Below are 16,040 nucleotides of genomic sequence, written 5' to 3' on the forward strand. Positions count from 1 at the left end.
CCTTGGCGTGCTCGTACTCTTCCAGCACGACCACCCCGGCGCCCTCGCCCATGACGAAGCCGTCGCGGGCCTTGTCGTAGGGGCGGGAGGCGGCCGTGGGGTTGTCGTTGAAGCCGGTGGACAGCGCCCGGCAGGCGGCGAAGCCCGCGAGCGCGAGGCGGTTCACCGGCGATTCGGCGCCGCCCGCCACCATGACGTCGGCATCGCCGAACTGGATCAGCCGGGCCGCGTCGCCGATGGCGTGGGCCCCGGTGGAGCAGGCCGTGACCACGGCGTGGTTCGGGCCCTTGAGGCCGTGAGCGATGGAGATCTGCCCGGAGGCGAGATTGATGATGCGGCCGGGAATGAAGAAGGGGGAGATCCGGCGAGGGCCCTTGTCGTGCAAGGTCACGGAGGCGTCGTAGATGCCGCCGATGCCGCCGATGCCGGAGCCGACCATCACGCCGGTGGCGCACTGGTCCTCGTAGGTCGTCGGGTGCCAATCGGCGTCGTTCAGGGCCTCGCCGGCGGCGGCCATGGCGTAGACGATGAACGGATCGACCTTGCGCTGCTCCTTGGCCTCCATGAAGGCGTCGGGATTGAAGCTGCCGTTCGTGCCGTCGCCGAAGGGCACGGAACACGCGATGCGGCAGGCGAGATCGTCGACGGGGAACGCCGTCACGACCTTGGCGGCCGACTCGCCGGCGATCAACCGGCTCCAGGTGGCCTCGACCCCGCTGGCCAGCGGCGTCACCATCCCCAAGCCCGTCACCACTACCCGACGCATCGCACTATCCCGAACCGGTCCTGTCATCGAACGACGAATGGCGCGCGGGGCCGGTCACGACCCCGCTCGCGCGCGTTGCGTCCGTCTTAGGCGGAGTTCTTCTCGAGGAACTTCACCGCGTCGCCGACCGTCTGGATGGTCTCGGCGGCATCGTCCGGAATCTCGACGTTGAACTCTTCCTCGAACGCCATCACGAGCTCGACGGTGTCGAGGCTGTCGGCGCCGAGATCATCGATGAAGTTCGCGCCCTCGACCACCTTCTCCGGCTCCACGCCGAGGTGCTCGACAACGATCTTCTTCACGCGCTCAGCGATATCGCTCATCGGTCTTGGTCCTTAGCTCTTCAAGGTCGAGATGGTGCAAGGTCTTTGCAGGTGAACAAGGTCTTTGCAGGTTCAGGTGCCGTGGCCGCCGGCCCGTCCCGGGACATCTGATGAGATCGGGCGGCCGGTGTGTTCGATGGCGCGTTTCGGTCAAGTCACCCGACTTGTCCAGTCGGAGCTTGAAGTTTTTCAGACATCCGCAACCCGCTGAATCGGCACCCCCCTCGCACGGCAGCCGGGGTGTTAACACAGGGTTCCGACGCTGGCGAGGGCCGGTTCACAACCCGTTCATCGCTGTGGCTTTTTCGAGCCGCCGGGTGGTTTTGGCGGTGTGCGGTGCAGCGAAGGTTGCCCCTCCCCGACACGCTGGCGGCCGATCGATCGCGATCGACGGTCTGCGTCTCGAAAGACCTTCGGCGGTGCCCCGGAACGACGGCGCGCCGCTCAATACATCGCCATGCCGCCGTTCACGTGGAGCGTCTGGCCGGTGACGTAGGCGGCCTCGTCGGAGGCGAGGTAGATCGCGGCCGCCGCGATGTCGGTGCCGGTGCCGAGGCGCCCCATGGGGACGCGGCCGAGGATGCCCTCGCGCTGCTTCTCGTTGAGCGCGTCGGTCATCGGCGAGGTGATGAAGCCCGGCGCAATGCAGTTGACCGTGAGGTTGCGGGTGGCGACTTCCGCCGCCATCGCCTTGGTCATGCCCACCAGCCCGGCCTTGGCGGCGGCGTAGTTGACCTGCCCCGGATTGCCGGTGGCGCCCACCACCGAGCCGATGTTCACGATGCGGCCGTGGCGGCGCTTCATCATGCCCTTCACCGCCGCCCGCGAGAGCCGGAACGCCGCCGAGAGGTTGACGGCGATGACCGCATCCCACTCGTCGTCCTTCATGCGCAGCACGAGGTTGTCGCGGGTGATGCCGGCATTGTTGACCAAGATGTCGAGGCCGCCGAGGGCGGCTTCCGCCGCCGGGATCAGCGCCTCCACCGAGGCCTTGTCGGAGAGGTCGGCGGGCACGATTTGCACGCGTTCGCCGCCGAGTTCCGCCGCGAAGGCCTCCAGCGCCGCCTGGCGGGTGCCCGAGATGGCGACAGTCGCGCCCTGCGCGTGCAGGCCCCGCGCGATGGCGCCGCCGAGGCCGCCGGTGGCGCCGGTGACGAGGGCCTTGCGGCCGGTCAGATCGAACATGGGGGTTCCTGTCGTTCAGCCGAAGGCGGGGAAGCTTGCGATGTCGTCGGGGGTGCCGACCGCGCCGGCCGAGGCCCCGGCGGCGATGCGCTTGACGAGGCCGGTGAGCACCTTGCCGGTGCCGATCTCGGAGAACTGGTCGATGCCGGCGGCGGCCATGGCGGCGACGCTCTCGCGCCAGCGCACGGTGCCGGTGACCTGGGCCACCAGGGCCTCGCGGATCGCCGCCGTGTCGGTGACGGGGGCGGCCAGCACGTTGGCGTAGACCGGCACCACGGGAGTATGCATCGCGACCTCCGCCAGGGCCCGGCGCATGGCCTCGGCGGCGGGCGCCATCAGGGAGCAGTGGAACGGGGCCGAGACGTTGAGCATGACCGCGCGCTTGATGCCGCGCCCCTGCGCCAGCGCCACCGCGCGCTCCACCGCCGCCCGGGCGCCGGAGAGCACCACCTGCCCGCCGCCGTTGTCGTTGGCGACCTCGCAGACCGCGCCCTCGGCGGCCTCGTCGGCAATGGCCTGCGCGGTCTCCGCATCGGCGCCGATCAGCGCCGCCATGGCGCCCTCGCCCGGGGCCACCGCGCCCTGCATGGCGGTGCCGCGAATCCGCAGGAGCCGTGCGGTGTCGGCGATGGAGAAGGTGCCGGCGGCGGCGAGCGCCGTGTATTCGCCCAGCGAATGGCCGGCGACGCAGGCGACGTCGCGCCGGAGATCGAGGCCGCGCTCGGCCTCCAGCACCCGCAGGGTCGCGAGGCTGGCCGCCATCAGGGCCGGCTGCGCGTTGGTGGTGAGGGTGAGGTCCTCCACCGGCCCCTCGAACATCAGGCGGGAGAGCGGCTGGTTCAGCGCCTCGTCCACCTCCGCGAACACGTCGCGGGCCTGATGGAAATGCTCGGCGAGCGCGCGCCCCATGCCGACGGTCTGGCTGCCCTGGCCGGGGAAGATGCAAGCGCGCGCCATCGTGAAGCTCCTCGTCGTGCCGGGTCGACCCAAGTCGTTCCGGGTCGCCCCGGCTCCAGCAAGGGCGGCGCAGTCGCACCGCCCGCCACCTGTGTCAACATGGCACCGCACAGCGCCGGCCGAGGCTCAGCCCTCGTTGAAGAAGTCCACCGTGCCGGTATCGAGGCTGTAGGAGGCGCCCACCACCCGCAGCTTGCCCGCCTTCAGGGGATCGAGCAGGGCCGGCTCGGAGGCGAGGCGCAGGCGCTCGACCACGCGGTTGACGTTGGCCCGCACGCAGTTCTCCACGAAGTCGCCCGGCTTGTCGCGCTGGGACAGGACGGCGGGCACGATCGGCTCGATCATCCGGCCGATGGAGCCGGGATAGACCGTGTTGTTCTTGACCACGTCCACGGCGGCCTCGACGGCGCCGCAGCGGCTGTGGCCCATCACCAGGACCAGCGGGACGGCGAGTTGCGAGACCGCGTACTCGATGGAGCCGAGGGCCGCGGTGTCGACGCAGTTGCCGGCGTTTCGCACGATGAACAGCTCGCCGAGCCCGCGCCCGAACAGGATCTCGGGCGAGACGCGCGAATCGGAGCAGCTCACCAGGACCACGAACGGGGTCTGGCCCAGCGCGATCTCGATCCGGCGCTCGCGGCCCTGGACCGCCCGGACCGGGCTGTCGGTCTGGTAGCGGCGGTTGCCCTCTTTCAAAGTCTCCAGGGCCTCGTCGGCGGTCAGCGTCGTCTTCTTGGTGGACGGGCTGGCCGCGAAGGCGAGGTTGGGCAGTGCGGTCGCCGCGAAGCAGGCGGCCCCGAGTTGGCATCCGCAGCCGAGCAGGCTGCGACGGCTGAGCAGCGTCGTCATGGTGTGGTCCCCCCGTTTCGAGCCCGAATCGCGTCGGCGCGACTCGGGCCGCACTGTCTAGCTCGGGCCGGCCCCGGCCGTCGCCGGGTCGTTTAGCGCGCAGCCTGTCACGGATTGGCGAGCGAGCACCGAACGTGCGTGACGTGTTGCAGGCGGCGCTGCCGCTTGTTGCAGAGCGCCAAGGGGTGTATGGCACACGCTCAATCCGGAAATTTAGTCTGAGGAAGGAGCCGTCCGTCATGGCTCGCGTCACCGTTGAAGACTGCATCGACAAGGTCGAGAACCGCTTCGAGCTGGTTCTGCTGGCCAGCCACCGCGCCCGCCTGCTCGCCGCCGGCGCGCCACTGACCATCGACCGCGACCGCGACAAGAACCCCGTCTGCGCCCTGCGCGAGATCGGCGACGCGACGATCACGGCGGACGACCTTAAGGAACAGCTCATCCACTCCATGCAGAAATACGTGGAAGTCGATGAGCCGGAAGCGGAAACCGTTCCGCTGCTTTCGAGCTCGCCGGCCGCCTCCGCCGTCGCACCGCAATCCTCCAGCGACGACGGCGCCGTCCAGTTCGACCGCATGAGCGAGGAAGATCTTCTGCGCGGCCTCGAGAATCTGGCGCCCCCGACCGAGACGGACGAAGAGGCCGAGTAACTCCGGCCCCTCCGACAACGTCCTCGTAAAACCCGGCCGCCGCGCCGGGTTTTTTCATGGCCCCGGCCGGAATCGCGCCCCATGCGACGCCTTGGGGCTGGCGTCCCCGCGTGCGATGCGGGACACATCGCAAGGTCGCGCTTCCCTGCCGGTCGCGCCATCGTGGAAGGGTCCCTCGGCGGATGATGCGCCAATACGAGCTTGTCGAGCGGGTCAAGCGCTACAATCCCGCCGCGAACGAAGCCCTGCTCAACCGCGCCTACGTCTACGCGATGCGCGCCCACGGCACCCAGAAGCGGGCCTCCGGCGATCCCTTCTTTGCCCATCCCCTTGAAGTCGCGGCGATTCTCACGGACCTGAAGCTCGATGACGCCACCATCGTGGCGGCGGTCCTGCACGACACCGTGGAAGATACCGCCGCCACCCTCGACGAAATCCGCGAAATCTTCAGCCCCGAGATCGGCGCGCTGGTCGACGGCCTGACCAAGCTGAAGCGGCTCGACCTCGTCTCGAAGCGGGCGGCCCAGGGCGAGAATTTTCGAAAGCTGCTGCTGGCGGTCGCCGCCGATGTCCGCGTCCTTCTCGTCAAGCTCGCCGACCGCCTCCACAACATGCGCACCCTCCACCACATGCGCGTGGATAAGCGCGAGCGCATCGCCGAGGAGACCCTCGACATCTACGCGCCGCTCGCCGGCCGCATGGGCATGCAGGAATTACGCGAGGAGCTTGAAGATCTGGCCCTGCGCAACCTGAAGCCCGAGATCTACGCCACCATCGCCCAGCGTCTCTCGGATCTTTCGGCGAAGTCCGAGCGGCTTGTGGAAAGCATCGAGCAGGACCTGACCACCAAGCTCGCGGCTCAAGGGATCAAGGCGGTCGTCACGGGCCGGCAGAAGCGGCCTTATTCGATCTCCGCGAAGATGGAGCGCAAATCCGTTGCCTTCGAGCAGCTGTCGGACATCTTCGGGTTCCGCGTAGTCGTCGAAACCTTGGCCGATTGCTACGGTACGCTCGGCGTCGTCCATACGAGTTGGCCGATGGTGCCGGGACGATACAAAGACTACATCTCGACGCCCAAGCAGAACGATTACCGCTCCATCCATACCACCGTCATCGGTCCGAAAAGTCAGCGTGTGGAATTGCAGATCCGCACCGCGGCAATGGACGAGATCGCCGAGTACGGCATCGCGGCTCACGCGCATTACAAGGAGAGCGGTGGCAAGGACGAGATCGGCGGTATCCATCCGCGCCTCGCCACCGAGAGCGGCGCCTATCAATGGCTGCGCCGTACCATCGAGTTGCTGGCCGAGGGCGACAGCCCGGAAGAGTTCCTGGAGCACACGAAGCTCGAACTCTTCCAGGATCAGGTATTCTGCTTCACTCCGAAAGGGCGCCTGATCGCGCTTCCGCGCGGAGCGACACCGATCGACTTCGCCTATGCGGTTCACACCGACGTCGGCAACTCGGCGGTCGGCGTGAAGATCAACGGGCGCATGGCGCCGCTCCTTCACGAACTCGTCAACGGCGACGAGGTCGAAATCGCGCGGTCCGATGGCGCGTCCCCACCCGCGGCTTGGGAATCCCTCGTCGTCACGGGCAAGGCGCGGTCGGCGATCCGGCGGGCGACCCGCTCCGCCGTGCGGCGGCAATATGCGGGGCTTGGCCGCCAGATTCTCGACCGCGCCTTCGAGCGGGCCGCCAAGAGCTTTTCAGAGGACAAGCTGCGGGGTGCCCTGCCGCGTCTCGCCCGGCAAAGCACCGAGGACGTCTTCGCGGCCGTTGGACGGGGAGAAATGTTCTCTGGCGACGTGGTACGGGCCGTCTACCCCGACCACAAGGACGAGCGCCGCGGCGCGCCCGCACCGCTGCCGCAGCCGAGTTCGGGCGATGGCGCTGGGCGCCTCAGCCTGGCCAAGGACCAGACCATGCGTCTGACCTTCCCGGAGGGCCGGACCTCCGATCTCGACCGTTCGGATGGTATTCCGATCCGGGGCCTCGACAGCGACCTGCCGGTGAGCTTCGCGCCGAATGGCGGGGCAGTGCCGGGCGACCGCATCGTTGGAATCCTGACCCCTGGGGTCGGCGTGACGATCTACCCGATCCAATCGGCTGCCCTCGCAGATTTCGACAACGAGCCCGATCGCTGGCTCGACGTGCGTTGGGACGTCGAGGCCGGGACGAGCGAGCGCTTCCCAGCGCGTCTCGCGCTGCAATCGATCAACGAGCCCGGCGTGCTCGCGCAGATCGCCCAGGTGATCGCTGATCACGACGGCAATATCGACAATGTGTCGATGAAGCGGAAGACGCAGGATTTCACGCAGATCGTCATCGATCTATCGGTGTGGGATCTGAAACATCTGAACGCCATCATCGCCGAACTGCGCGGAAAGCGGACCGTCAATAAAGTTGATCGCGTCAACGGCTGAGTCGGCATCTCTTGACATATGAACCAGGAGGCACCGATTGTCTTTGGAGAACATCGCTTGGATGGCACCGCCGATCACATTCCAACAGTCTTACAGAGTTGATTATCCCGCGCGGTACGAGTCGCAGATGCTTTCGGTGTCCTGATCGTTACACCAACGCTCCGCTTCACCGGCCCATCAAAGGAACGGATTGGTAGAGATTATCGGCCATCTCGAAGTCCACGGCATTCACCCCATCCGCGCCAGCCATACAGTGAAGATAGAACTTATGGTTGTTCATAGTCTCAGCCTGGCGTGAAAAACTTGACTTTTCCCGAGACCACTGTCAGATAAGACCGTCTATTTTATTCATCTAATCTTGTTTACCAGATATTATTCCCTGGTTTCGATTGTTGATTCGATTTTTAATCGTTTGAAGTCAGTGATTTTGCTGCATTTCAGGCACCAGATTCGATCAATAAGTGAGCGCGGGATCATTTGAGACAAGACTTCATCAGATATTGGAATTCACGATGAGCGCACATCAGCGCAGTGCTCTGTTTATTGACGGAGCGAATCTATACGCCGCAACTAAATCCCTCGGTGCCGACATCGACTATCGGAGATTGCTGAAAGAATTTCAGTCTCGCGATCATTTACTGAGGGCTTTCTACTACACTGCGATCGTCGAAGACCAAGAGTATTCCTCGATCCGGCCATTGATCGATTGGCTGGATTACAATGGATTTTGCGTGGTCACGAAGCCAGCGAAGGAATTCGTCGACTCGCTCGGCCGCCGAAAGGTGAAGGGGAACATGGATATCGAGCTCGCGATCGACGCGCTCGAGCTCGCACCACGCATTGACCACATGGTGCTTTTTTCCGGGGATGGAGATTTCTGTTCTCTCGTCAAGGCGATGCAGCGGCGCGGTGTCCGCGTGACCGTCGTGTCGACGATCCAGACCCAGCCTGCCATGATCGCCGACGATCTCCGTCGCCAGGCCGACGAATTCATCGATCTCGCCCATCTCCTCGCGCGGATCGGTCGAGATCCCGGCGAGCGAACACCACGCAGCCCGGACCGGAATCAGGACGGACGGGGCCAGGAAAACCGGGGGACCGGCGACACGCCGACCCGCTCGCGTGGTGAGACTCCGGAACGTTCCGCTCGGCCGAGCCCTGCCCTCGAGAGCCGCTACGGGATCCGACAGGGCGACGAGACCCTGGAAGGCTAACGGCCGACCGGAGGAACGGCCCGATCAGTCGGATAGGGCCGTTCCTTTGAGGTAGATAACGATGAGGTCAGTCCTAACCCTTGTCACGCATGATGCGCGCGCGATCCCGCTGCCAATCCCGTTCCTTCGACGCTTCGCGCTTGTCGTGGAGCTTCTTGCCGCGTCCAAGACCGAGCTCGATCTTTGCCCGGCCCTGCTCGTTGAAGTAGATCTTCAGCGGCACCACCGTGAAGCCTTCGCGCTGGGTGGCACCGATCAGCTTGTTGATCTGCTTGCGGTGCAGAAGCAGGCGACGCGGTCGCTTGGTCTCGTGGTTGAAGCGGTTCGCCTCGATATATTCCGGAATGTAGGCGTTGAACAGCATCAGGTCCGTGCCGGATGGGCCCGCATAGGCTTCACCGATCGTGGCCTTGCCCTTCCGCAGGGATTTGACCTCGGTGCCCGTCAGGGCAAGTCCGGCCTCCAGCGTATCGGTGATCTCGTAGTGGTATCGGGCGGCGCGGTTGTCGGCGACGACGCGGCGGTTCGATTCAGGTTTAGGAGCCATCACAACGTCGGGTCAGGCCGACCGCGAAAGCGCGACCGGGCCGAGGGATATGGTTCGTCGCGACGCGCTCTGCCAGTCGGGCTCAGCCCGCGAGCAGGCCCGCGTGGCGAAGCGCAGCGTCGACGAGGGCCTTCGTCTCTTCGCCGACCGTGATCAGCGGCAGGCGAACCTCGTCGCTCATGTGGCCCAGCCGGGCGAGGGCATACTTCGCCGGAGACGGGTTAGGCTCAGCGAACATGCTGACATGCAGCGGCATCAGTCGGTCCTGGATCTGGAGTGCCTTGGCATAATCACCCGACAGAGACGCGTCCTGCAGGTCGGCGCAGAGACGGGGGGCGACGTTCGACACCACGGAGATGCAACCGCAACCGCCATGCGCATTGAAGCCGAGCGCCGTCGCATCTTCCCCCGAAAGCTGAATGAAGTCTTCGCCCATGGCTTGGCGTTGCAGGCTGACCCGGTCGAGCTTGGCCGTGGCATCCTTCACGCCGACGATGTTCTTCAGTTCATGCAGGCGCGCCATCGTCTCGACACTGATGTCGACGATGGATCGTCCGGGAATGTTGTAGAGGATGATCGGAATGCCGATGGCGTCGTTCACGGCCTTGAAATGCGCGTAGAGCCCTGCCTGGTTCGGCTTGTTGTAGTACGGCGACACGACCAGCACGGCATCCGCCCCAGCCTTTTCGGCGTGGCGCGCGCGCGTCACCGCCTCGACGGTGGAATTCGAGCCGGCGCCGGCGATCACCGGCACACGTCCTGCAGCCTCCTCGATGCAGATCTCGACGACGCGGTCGTGCTCGGCATGGGTCAGCGTCGGGCTCTCACCGGTGGTGCCGGTGGGTACGAGGCCGTGGATGCCCTGCTCGATCTGCCAGTTCACGAACTTGCGGAAAGCGGCCTCGTCGAAGGCGCCGTCCTTGAACGGGGTCACGAGTGCGGACATCGCGCCGCGAAGGCGTCGGGTGGAAGTCTCGGTCATCCTGGCGTTCCCAGCCGTCGGTCTCGTCGCGCCGGTCGTCCGGCAGCGGCACCGCTTCGCGCGGACGGGCAGACATAGGCCCTCGTCCGCACCGGCGCAAACGCTGCGTTGACGGGGTTAATGCCTTCTTAATGCCCTTCGGATGAGCTTGAAGATCTGTCCGCATTCCTTGGGACTGGAAGAACCATGGTGTTCTCGACGCAGCGGGCAGCCCTGATGCTGGCCCTCACCCTGGCTTCGGCCGGATCGGTCCTCGCCGCGTCCGGCGGTTCGGGTACAGACGCGCCGACGCTGCGGCCGGCGAGCGATGCGGTGGCGCCGTCCGCCGCGCTCCCCGACGCCAAGGTGCCGGATCCCGTCGCGGCGGATGCCCTGAAGATCGACGCCAAGGCGCCGGAGGCGGCACCTGGCCCGACGCTGCCCCCTGCGGCGAAGGCCTATGCTTCCGCCGACCCCGAAGCCGGCATCGCATTTCCGCTGCCGGACGCAACGGTGTCTCCGGCAGCACCCGTGCCCGAAGTGCCGGACCCGGCCCGTGCGGCGCGCGTCGCGCCCAACGTCGATCTACCTGCGCTGCGGCAAGCCATCGACGCTTACCGGAAGGGGCGCGTTTCGGAAGGGGACCGCCTGAGGGACGGGTTTACGGATCCGGCAGTCCGGGCGCTGCTCGAATGGGTGGCGATCCGCGCCGGGGCCGGGATCGGTTTCGAGCGTACGGTCGCCTTCACGCGTAGCAATCCCGATTGGCCGGCCGGTCCCCTGCTGCGTCGGCGCGCCGAGGAGGCCCTGCTGACGGAGCGCCGGAACCCCGCGACGGTCCGTGCCTTCTTCGCGGCCTCGAAACCCGCGAGCGCGCCGGGAAAGTTCGCCCTGGCGCTGGCGTTCAAGGCTGATGGCCTCGACGAGGATGCTGCGACGCTCGTGCGCGATCTGTGGCGGGGGGAAACCTTCGGGCGCAGCCTGGAAGCCAAGGTGCTGGACGCCTTTCCGAATCTGCTGACCCGGGTCGATCATCGCTACCGCATGGAACGGGCCCTCCTGAAGGAAGATTACGAGACCGCTGGCCGGGCCGCTGCATTTGCCGGCGGGGGATACGCAACGCTGGTCCGAGCCCGTCGCGCCGTCGAGGAAAAGAGCGCGTCGGCACCGGCCGCCCTCAACGCAGTGCCGCCCTCGCTGCGAAGCGACTCTTCCTACATCCTCTCCCGCGCCCAACATCTGCGCCGGCACGACAAGATCGTGGAAGCGGCGGCGATGATCGCCATGGCCCCCACCAACCCCGATGTGCTTGTCGACGGCGACGAGTGGTGGGTCGAACGGCGGATCGTGGCGCGCAAGCTCATCGACGCCAATGATCCTGGTGCTGCCTACGCGGTGGCCAGCGCGCACAGCGCTCGCACGGTCGAGAAACGCATTGAGGCCGAGTTCCACTCAGGCTGGATCGCCCTGCGCTTCCAGGACGATCCCACCAAGGCGGCACGCCACTTCGCGGAAGCCGGCCGCATCGCCGAAACCCCGATCTCCCTGGCGCGGGCGGCCTATTGGCAGGGACGTGCCGCCGAGGCTCTGCAGCAGACCGACGAGGCCAAAGCTTTCTATGAGCGCGCCGCGCTCCAGCCGATCGCCTATTATGGACAACTGGCCCGGACGAAGCTCGGACGCTCCAGCCTGTCACTGCGCAGCATTCCGGAACTCGACGCGAGCCAGCAGGCCGCATTCGATCAGAGGCTCTATGTCCGCGCGCTGAAAATGCTCGAGGCGGCAGCCCTCAAAGACCTCGCGCTTCCGCTCTACATCGACACCGCGAACCGTCTGACCGATGCCGCCGAGATCGACGCCCTCGGCAACGTTGCGACCGAGCAGCGAAATTCCCGTGCCCTGGTCGCCGTCGGCAAGATCGCCGTGCAGCGCGGCCTCCCCCTGGACGCCCACGCCTATCCCACCATCGGCATCCCGAACTACGAGGCCTCTGCCGCCGTGCCGCTGGTGGAAAAGGCGATGGTGTTCGCCATTGCCCGCCAGGAAAGCCAGTTCGACCCACTCGCGCAGTCGAGCGTCGGCGCGCGGGGCCTGATGCAGATGATGCCGGCCACCGCCCAGCGCACGGCCCGGCGGGTCAGCACCAGCTTCGACCAGGATCGGCTCACCAGCGACCCGGCCTACAACGCCCGTCTCGGTCAAGCACACCTCGGCGAACTGATGGAGGATTGGCGCGGCTCGTATATCCTCGCCTTCGCCTCCTACAATGCCGGCGGCGGCAACGTGAAGAAGTGGATCGACGCCTACGGTGATCCCCGGAAGGGCGGCGTCGACCCCATCGACTGGGTGGAGCGCATCCCGTTCACGGAGACGCGCAACTACGTTCAGCGCGTGATGGAAAACCTGCAGGTCTATCGCAATCGCCTGGACGGAAAGAGCGCGCTGCTCATCGACGGAGACCTCCAGCGCGGCGCTCGCTGACAGAGGCACCGCATGGTCGGGAAGGACTCGGCGCGCTACTTCGGCCCGAATCGCACACTCGCATCGGACCTGTCATGACCGAATCCGCCATCACCGCCGCGATCCTCGTGATCGGCGACGAGATCCTGTCCGGGCGCACCAAGGACAGGAACATCGGCACGATCGCGGATTACTGTACGGCGATCGGGATCGACCTCAGGGAAGTGCGGATCGTGCCGGACGAGGCGGAGCGCATCGTCATAGCCATCAACGCCCTGCGTGAGACCTACACCTACCTCTTCACCACCGGGGGCATCGGGCCGACGCATGACGACATCACCGCCGATTGCGTGGCTGCGGCATTCGGCGTGACGATCGATGTCGATCCACGCGCCAAGGCGATGCTGCTGGAACGCCACAAGCCCGAAGATTTGAACGAGGCCCGCCTGCGCATGGCGCGCATCCCGGCCGGCGCCGACCTCATCGCGAATCCAGTCTCGAAGGCGCCGGGCTTTCGCATCGGCAACGTCATCGTCATGGCCGGCGTGCCCGGGATCATGCAGGCAATGCTCGACAATATCGGCCCGACGCTGGCGACCGGCGCGAAGGTCCTGTCCGAGACGATCGAGGCGGGAAATCTGCCCGAAGGCACCTATGCGGGCGGCCTCGCGGCGATCGCCAAGGCCCATGCGACCGTCTCCATCGGCTCGTATCCGTCAATGACACCGAACGGCTTTGCCAATCGTGTTGTTGTCCGTGGCAGGGATGCCGAAGCGGTCGCCCGCGCGCGAGACGACGTCAGCGCGATGCTGGAGGGCTTGCGCGGCGCCCACGCCTGACGCGCAGCTGCTTCGGCTTCCAACGATACGTAGGAGCCGATGCGATGGGAGAGCGGACCGACGAAGGCAGGGACGCACAGCTGAAGAGCGTGGCCGATGCCGGCCGGCCGGATGCCTTCGTTCTGCACGAGGCGATCCGCCGAGAGGGCGACGAGGAGCTGCGCCGGCATGGCGGCGCCCTGCTGCTCTCGGCGATTGCCGCCGGACTGACCATGGGATTTTCCCTGATCGTGCCGGGTGTGCTCAAGGCGCATCTGCCTCACGCCCCGTGGACCGAACTCTTGACGAGCGTCGGCTACGCCACGGGCTTTCTCATCGTGGTGCTCGGGCGCCAGCAGTTGTTCACCGAAAACACGCTGACGCCCATCCTGCCCCTGCTTCACGACCGCACCGGGACGACCCTGTGGCGGGTGATGCGCCTCTGGAGCATCGTGCTGGTCGGCAACATCACCGCAACCGCCGTCATTGCGGCCGTCTTGTTCCACTCGGATGCATTCGAGCCGGGTGTTCGGGAGGCCTTCATCGAGATCAGCCGTCATGCGGTGAGTTCGGGTTTTGGCACCACGCTGATCAAGGCGGTGTTCGCCGGATGGCTCATCGCGCTAATGGTCTGGATGCTGCCGGCGACCGGATCGGCCGCACCCTTCATCGTGATCCTGATCACTTGGCTGGTTTCGATGTGCGGCCTCGCGCACATCGTCGCCGGATCGGTCGACACGTTCTACCTCGTCTTCGCCGGCGAGGTGACGCTGTTCGACTATGGCTGGCGCTTTTTCGTGCCCACCCTCATCGGCAACGTCTTCGGTGGCACAGCCCTGGTTGCGGTCCTGAATTTCGGGCAGGTGGCGCCTCAGGTCGAAGAGCAGAAAGCCGCCGACGGCGAGATCTGAGGGCGTCCTCGCCGGGTCCGACTGTTGCGCCCGAAGCCGGTGGATGCGGCACTCTGTCTTCAGGTGCGCACGACAGCCCGTCCCTTCACGGCGGCGGCGAGTGCCTTCAGGTTCCGGTTGAGATCGGCGATCTCGTTGAGCGCGATCGTCTTGTGGCCGTCTTTCACCGCGCGCTCGATGTCGCTGACCTGATCGGCGGCCATGCGCTTCAGTTCGGCGGCGAGTTGGTCCCGGGTCATCGTCGCTCCTGTCGCGGCGGGAGAGTTGCCCGTGCGGGATACCGCAGCATGCTTAACCCGCGGTTCCCATTCCGGGATGACGGCCTTCATGCCTGCACACCCAGATCGCCGCGCCGCGCTGCCTGCGCGGCACGCCCGGGAACGACGAATTTGGTACGGCGCCTGACGCTTCCCATGCGGGTGTGGCCTGGCGGGCATAGTCGCGTTCGGCAACCGCGAGTAGTTTGAGCAACAATTCTAGGACCTGGGACACACACCCCGATGATCGCAAAAACCTTTCTGGCCGGCCTCGCTTCGCTCGTCGCTATCGGCGCGGCCTCCGCCGCCGACCTTCCGCGCCGTGAAATGGCGCCCGTCTTCGTTCCCGTCCCGGTGTTCACCTGGACCGGCGTGTATTTCGGCACGCACAGCTCCTACACGTTCAGCGACAACCAGAACATCCGGACGCTGGGCAACAACCCGAACACGGCGACGAACGTCGCCCTCGGCCGCCGTGCGCCGAACTTCAAGGCCGAGCAGGACGGCATCGGCAACATCGGTGGCGGCCTCGGCTACAACTATCAATTCACGCCGGGCTCGGGCTTCGTGGTCGGTGCTGAGGCTGACGTGACCTGGACGGATATCGGCAAGCGCCGCGACTATTTCGGCCCGGCCATCGCCCAGAACAACTTCATTCCGGATCCGAGCAGCTACCGGAACCGCCTGAACTACCTCGGTACCGTGCAGGGCCGTCTCGGCTACGCCTTCGATCGGTTCCTGGTCTACGGGACCGGCGGCTTCGCTTACGGCGACGTGAAGTATCAGGCCGATTTCTTCAACACCGCGAACCGCCTCGCCTATACCGGCCGCTTCAAGGGCATGGAGACCGGTTACGTCTACGGCGGTGGCATCGAGTACGCGATCCCGACCGACAGCTTCCTGAACCGCTTCAACTTTATCGGCGGCCTCATCGGCGCCAGCGCCATCACCTTGAAGGCCGAGTATCTTCGTTACGATCTCGGAAGCCGCGACGTCCTGGTGAACAACACCGGCCTCGGCGCACCAGCGACCGGCTCCTACACCTCGCGTTTCCGGACCGAGGGCAACCTGATCAAGGCCGGCTTCAATTATAAGTTCGGCTCGCTCTAGACCGAGTCGCTGGCGATCCTTCCCGGATCGCCAGACGCAGACAGACTATGGAAAAGCCCCGCTCTCGCGAGCGGGGCTTTTTTGTCGGGGTGTTCGGTTCGAGACGTTTCAGGTCCGCCAGGGATGCGCCGGCAGTTCGGTTGCGCCGATGGTGCTCGCACCAGCCAGGGCTACAGCGTGATCGTTCTCCACCGTCGAGCCGCTCACGCCGATGGCGCCCGACATCTCGCCGTCCTTGTCGACGATCGGGATGCCGCCCGGAAAAGTGATCAGGCCCTCGTTGGAATGCTCGATGCCGTAGAGCGGCCCGCCCGGCTGCGAGAGAGCGCCGATCTGGCCAGTCATCATCCCGAAGAACACGGAAGTCTTGGCCTTCTTGTGAGCGATGTCGATCGAGCCGACCCAGGCGCCGTCCATCCGGTAGAACGCCTTCAGGTTGCCGCCGGAATCGACCACGGCGATACACATCTGGGTGCCAAGCTCCACGGCCTTGGCGCGGGCAGCCTCGATGGCCTTGTGCGCGTCGTCGATGGTCACGTGCATGATGATGTCTCCTGATTTGCCCGGTACGGGGCGAAAGTAAAAATGGCCGCCTCCGAAGAGGCG

The 16,040-nt window shown here is 65.9% G+C and carries 16 protein-coding genes; 7 read left to right on the forward strand and 9 right to left on the reverse strand.

Annotated features, from left to right (window positions below; genetic code table 11):
• The 5 genes from JWQ05_RS16910 to JWQ05_RS16930 form a co-directional block, all read right to left on the reverse strand.
• The coding region (locus tag JWQ05_RS16910) for a beta-ketoacyl synthase N-terminal-like domain-containing protein (RefSeq protein ID WP_299660722.1) at window positions 1–766 on the reverse strand (766 nt) is incomplete at its 3' end.
• Window positions 767–852: 86 nt separating this feature from the next.
• Window positions 853–1,089 carry an acyl carrier protein gene (locus JWQ05_RS16915; protein WP_018044468.1) on the reverse strand — a complete coding sequence of 79 codons (237 nt, stop codon included), beginning with the start codon at window positions 1,087–1,089 and terminating at the stop codon, window positions 853–855.
• A 444-nt stretch (window positions 1,090–1,533) separates the two neighbouring features.
• A complete protein-coding gene (gene fabG, locus JWQ05_RS16920) occupies window positions 1,534–2,274 on the reverse strand; it encodes a 3-oxoacyl-[acyl-carrier-protein] reductase (protein WP_299660738.1) in 741 nt (246 codons plus the stop codon).
• Window positions 2,275–2,289: 15 nt separating this feature from the next.
• Entirely contained in the window at window positions 2,290–3,231 is a 942-nt protein-coding gene (gene fabD, locus JWQ05_RS16925) for an ACP S-malonyltransferase (protein WP_299660741.1), read from the reverse strand.
• Between the two features lie 126 nt (window positions 3,232–3,357).
• Window positions 3,358–4,080: a carbonic anhydrase gene (locus JWQ05_RS16930; RefSeq protein WP_299660743.1), complete on the reverse strand. Its 723-nt coding sequence runs from the start codon at window positions 4,078–4,080 to the stop codon at window positions 3,358–3,360.
• A gap of 239 nt (window positions 4,081–4,319) precedes the next feature.
• Between JWQ05_RS16930 and rpoZ the strand changes: the two genes are divergently transcribed.
• From rpoZ to JWQ05_RS16945, 3 genes are all read left to right on the forward strand, one after another.
• Window positions 4,320–4,730, forward strand: a complete 411-nt coding sequence (gene rpoZ, locus JWQ05_RS16935) for a DNA-directed RNA polymerase subunit omega (protein ID WP_299660812.1) — start codon at window positions 4,320–4,322, stop codon at window positions 4,728–4,730.
• Between the two features lie 182 nt (window positions 4,731–4,912).
• Window positions 4,913–7,156 (forward strand): bifunctional (p)ppGpp synthetase/guanosine-3',5'-bis(diphosphate) 3'-pyrophosphohydrolase, encoded by a 2,244-nt coding sequence (locus tag JWQ05_RS16940; RefSeq protein WP_299660745.1) that lies wholly within the window; start codon window positions 4,913–4,915, stop codon window positions 7,154–7,156.
• A 512-nt stretch (window positions 7,157–7,668) separates the two neighbouring features.
• A complete protein-coding gene (locus JWQ05_RS16945; RefSeq protein WP_299660747.1) occupies window positions 7,669–8,370 on the forward strand; it encodes an NYN domain-containing protein in 702 nt (233 codons plus the stop codon).
• A gap of 73 nt (window positions 8,371–8,443) precedes the next feature.
• Here the strand turns inward: JWQ05_RS16945 and smpB are convergent, their stop codons facing one another.
• Together smpB and dapA are read right to left on the reverse strand one after the other, a co-directional pair.
• Complete coding sequence (smpB, locus tag JWQ05_RS16950; RefSeq protein ID WP_299660750.1) at window positions 8,444–8,917, reverse strand: SsrA-binding protein SmpB; 474 nt, start codon at window positions 8,915–8,917, stop codon at window positions 8,444–8,446.
• Between the two features lie 82 nt (window positions 8,918–8,999).
• Window positions 9,000–9,899, reverse strand: coding sequence for a 4-hydroxy-tetrahydrodipicolinate synthase (gene dapA / locus JWQ05_RS16955; protein WP_299660753.1), 900 nt, complete (start codon window positions 9,897–9,899; stop codon window positions 9,000–9,002).
• 186 nt (window positions 9,900–10,085) lie between these two features.
• On the opposite strand from dapA, the gene JWQ05_RS16960 reads away from it, so the two are divergent.
• The 3 genes from JWQ05_RS16960 (at window position 10,086) to JWQ05_RS16970 (ending at window position 14,067) form a co-directional block, all read left to right on the forward strand.
• Window positions 10,086–12,359, forward strand: a complete 2,274-nt coding sequence (locus JWQ05_RS16960; protein ID WP_299660756.1) for a transglycosylase SLT domain-containing protein — start codon at window positions 10,086–10,088, stop codon at window positions 12,357–12,359.
• A gap of 74 nt (window positions 12,360–12,433) precedes the next feature.
• Window positions 12,434–13,177: a molybdopterin-binding protein gene (locus tag JWQ05_RS16965; protein ID WP_299660759.1), complete on the forward strand. Its 744-nt coding sequence runs from the start codon at window positions 12,434–12,436 to the stop codon at window positions 13,175–13,177.
• A gap of 44 nt (window positions 13,178–13,221) precedes the next feature.
• Window positions 13,222–14,067: a formate/nitrite transporter family protein gene (locus JWQ05_RS16970; protein ID WP_299660762.1), complete on the forward strand. Its 846-nt coding sequence runs from the start codon at window positions 13,222–13,224 to the stop codon at window positions 14,065–14,067.
• Between the two features lie 59 nt (window positions 14,068–14,126).
• Here the strand turns inward: JWQ05_RS16970 and JWQ05_RS16975 are convergent, their stop codons facing one another.
• Window positions 14,127–14,306 (reverse strand): hypothetical protein, encoded by a 180-nt coding sequence (locus tag JWQ05_RS16975; protein WP_366944617.1) that lies wholly within the window; start codon window positions 14,304–14,306, stop codon window positions 14,127–14,129.
• A gap of 261 nt (window positions 14,307–14,567) precedes the next feature.
• Between JWQ05_RS16975 and JWQ05_RS16980 the strand changes: the two genes are divergently transcribed.
• A complete protein-coding gene (locus JWQ05_RS16980) occupies window positions 14,568–15,434 on the forward strand; it encodes a porin family protein (RefSeq protein ID WP_299660768.1) in 867 nt (288 codons plus the stop codon).
• 108 nt (window positions 15,435–15,542) lie between these two features.
• Here the strand turns inward: JWQ05_RS16980 and JWQ05_RS16985 are convergent, their stop codons facing one another.
• On the reverse strand, window positions 15,543–15,977 hold the full coding sequence (locus tag JWQ05_RS16985; RefSeq protein WP_299660771.1) for a heme-binding protein: 435 nt from the start codon (window positions 15,975–15,977) through the stop codon (window positions 15,543–15,545).
• Between the last annotated feature and the right edge of the window lie 63 nt (window positions 15,978–16,040).

The sequence above is a fragment of the Methylobacterium sp. genome, from assembly GCF_028290105.1.
Taxonomy (GTDB): domain Bacteria; phylum Pseudomonadota; class Alphaproteobacteria; order Rhizobiales; family Beijerinckiaceae; genus Methylobacterium.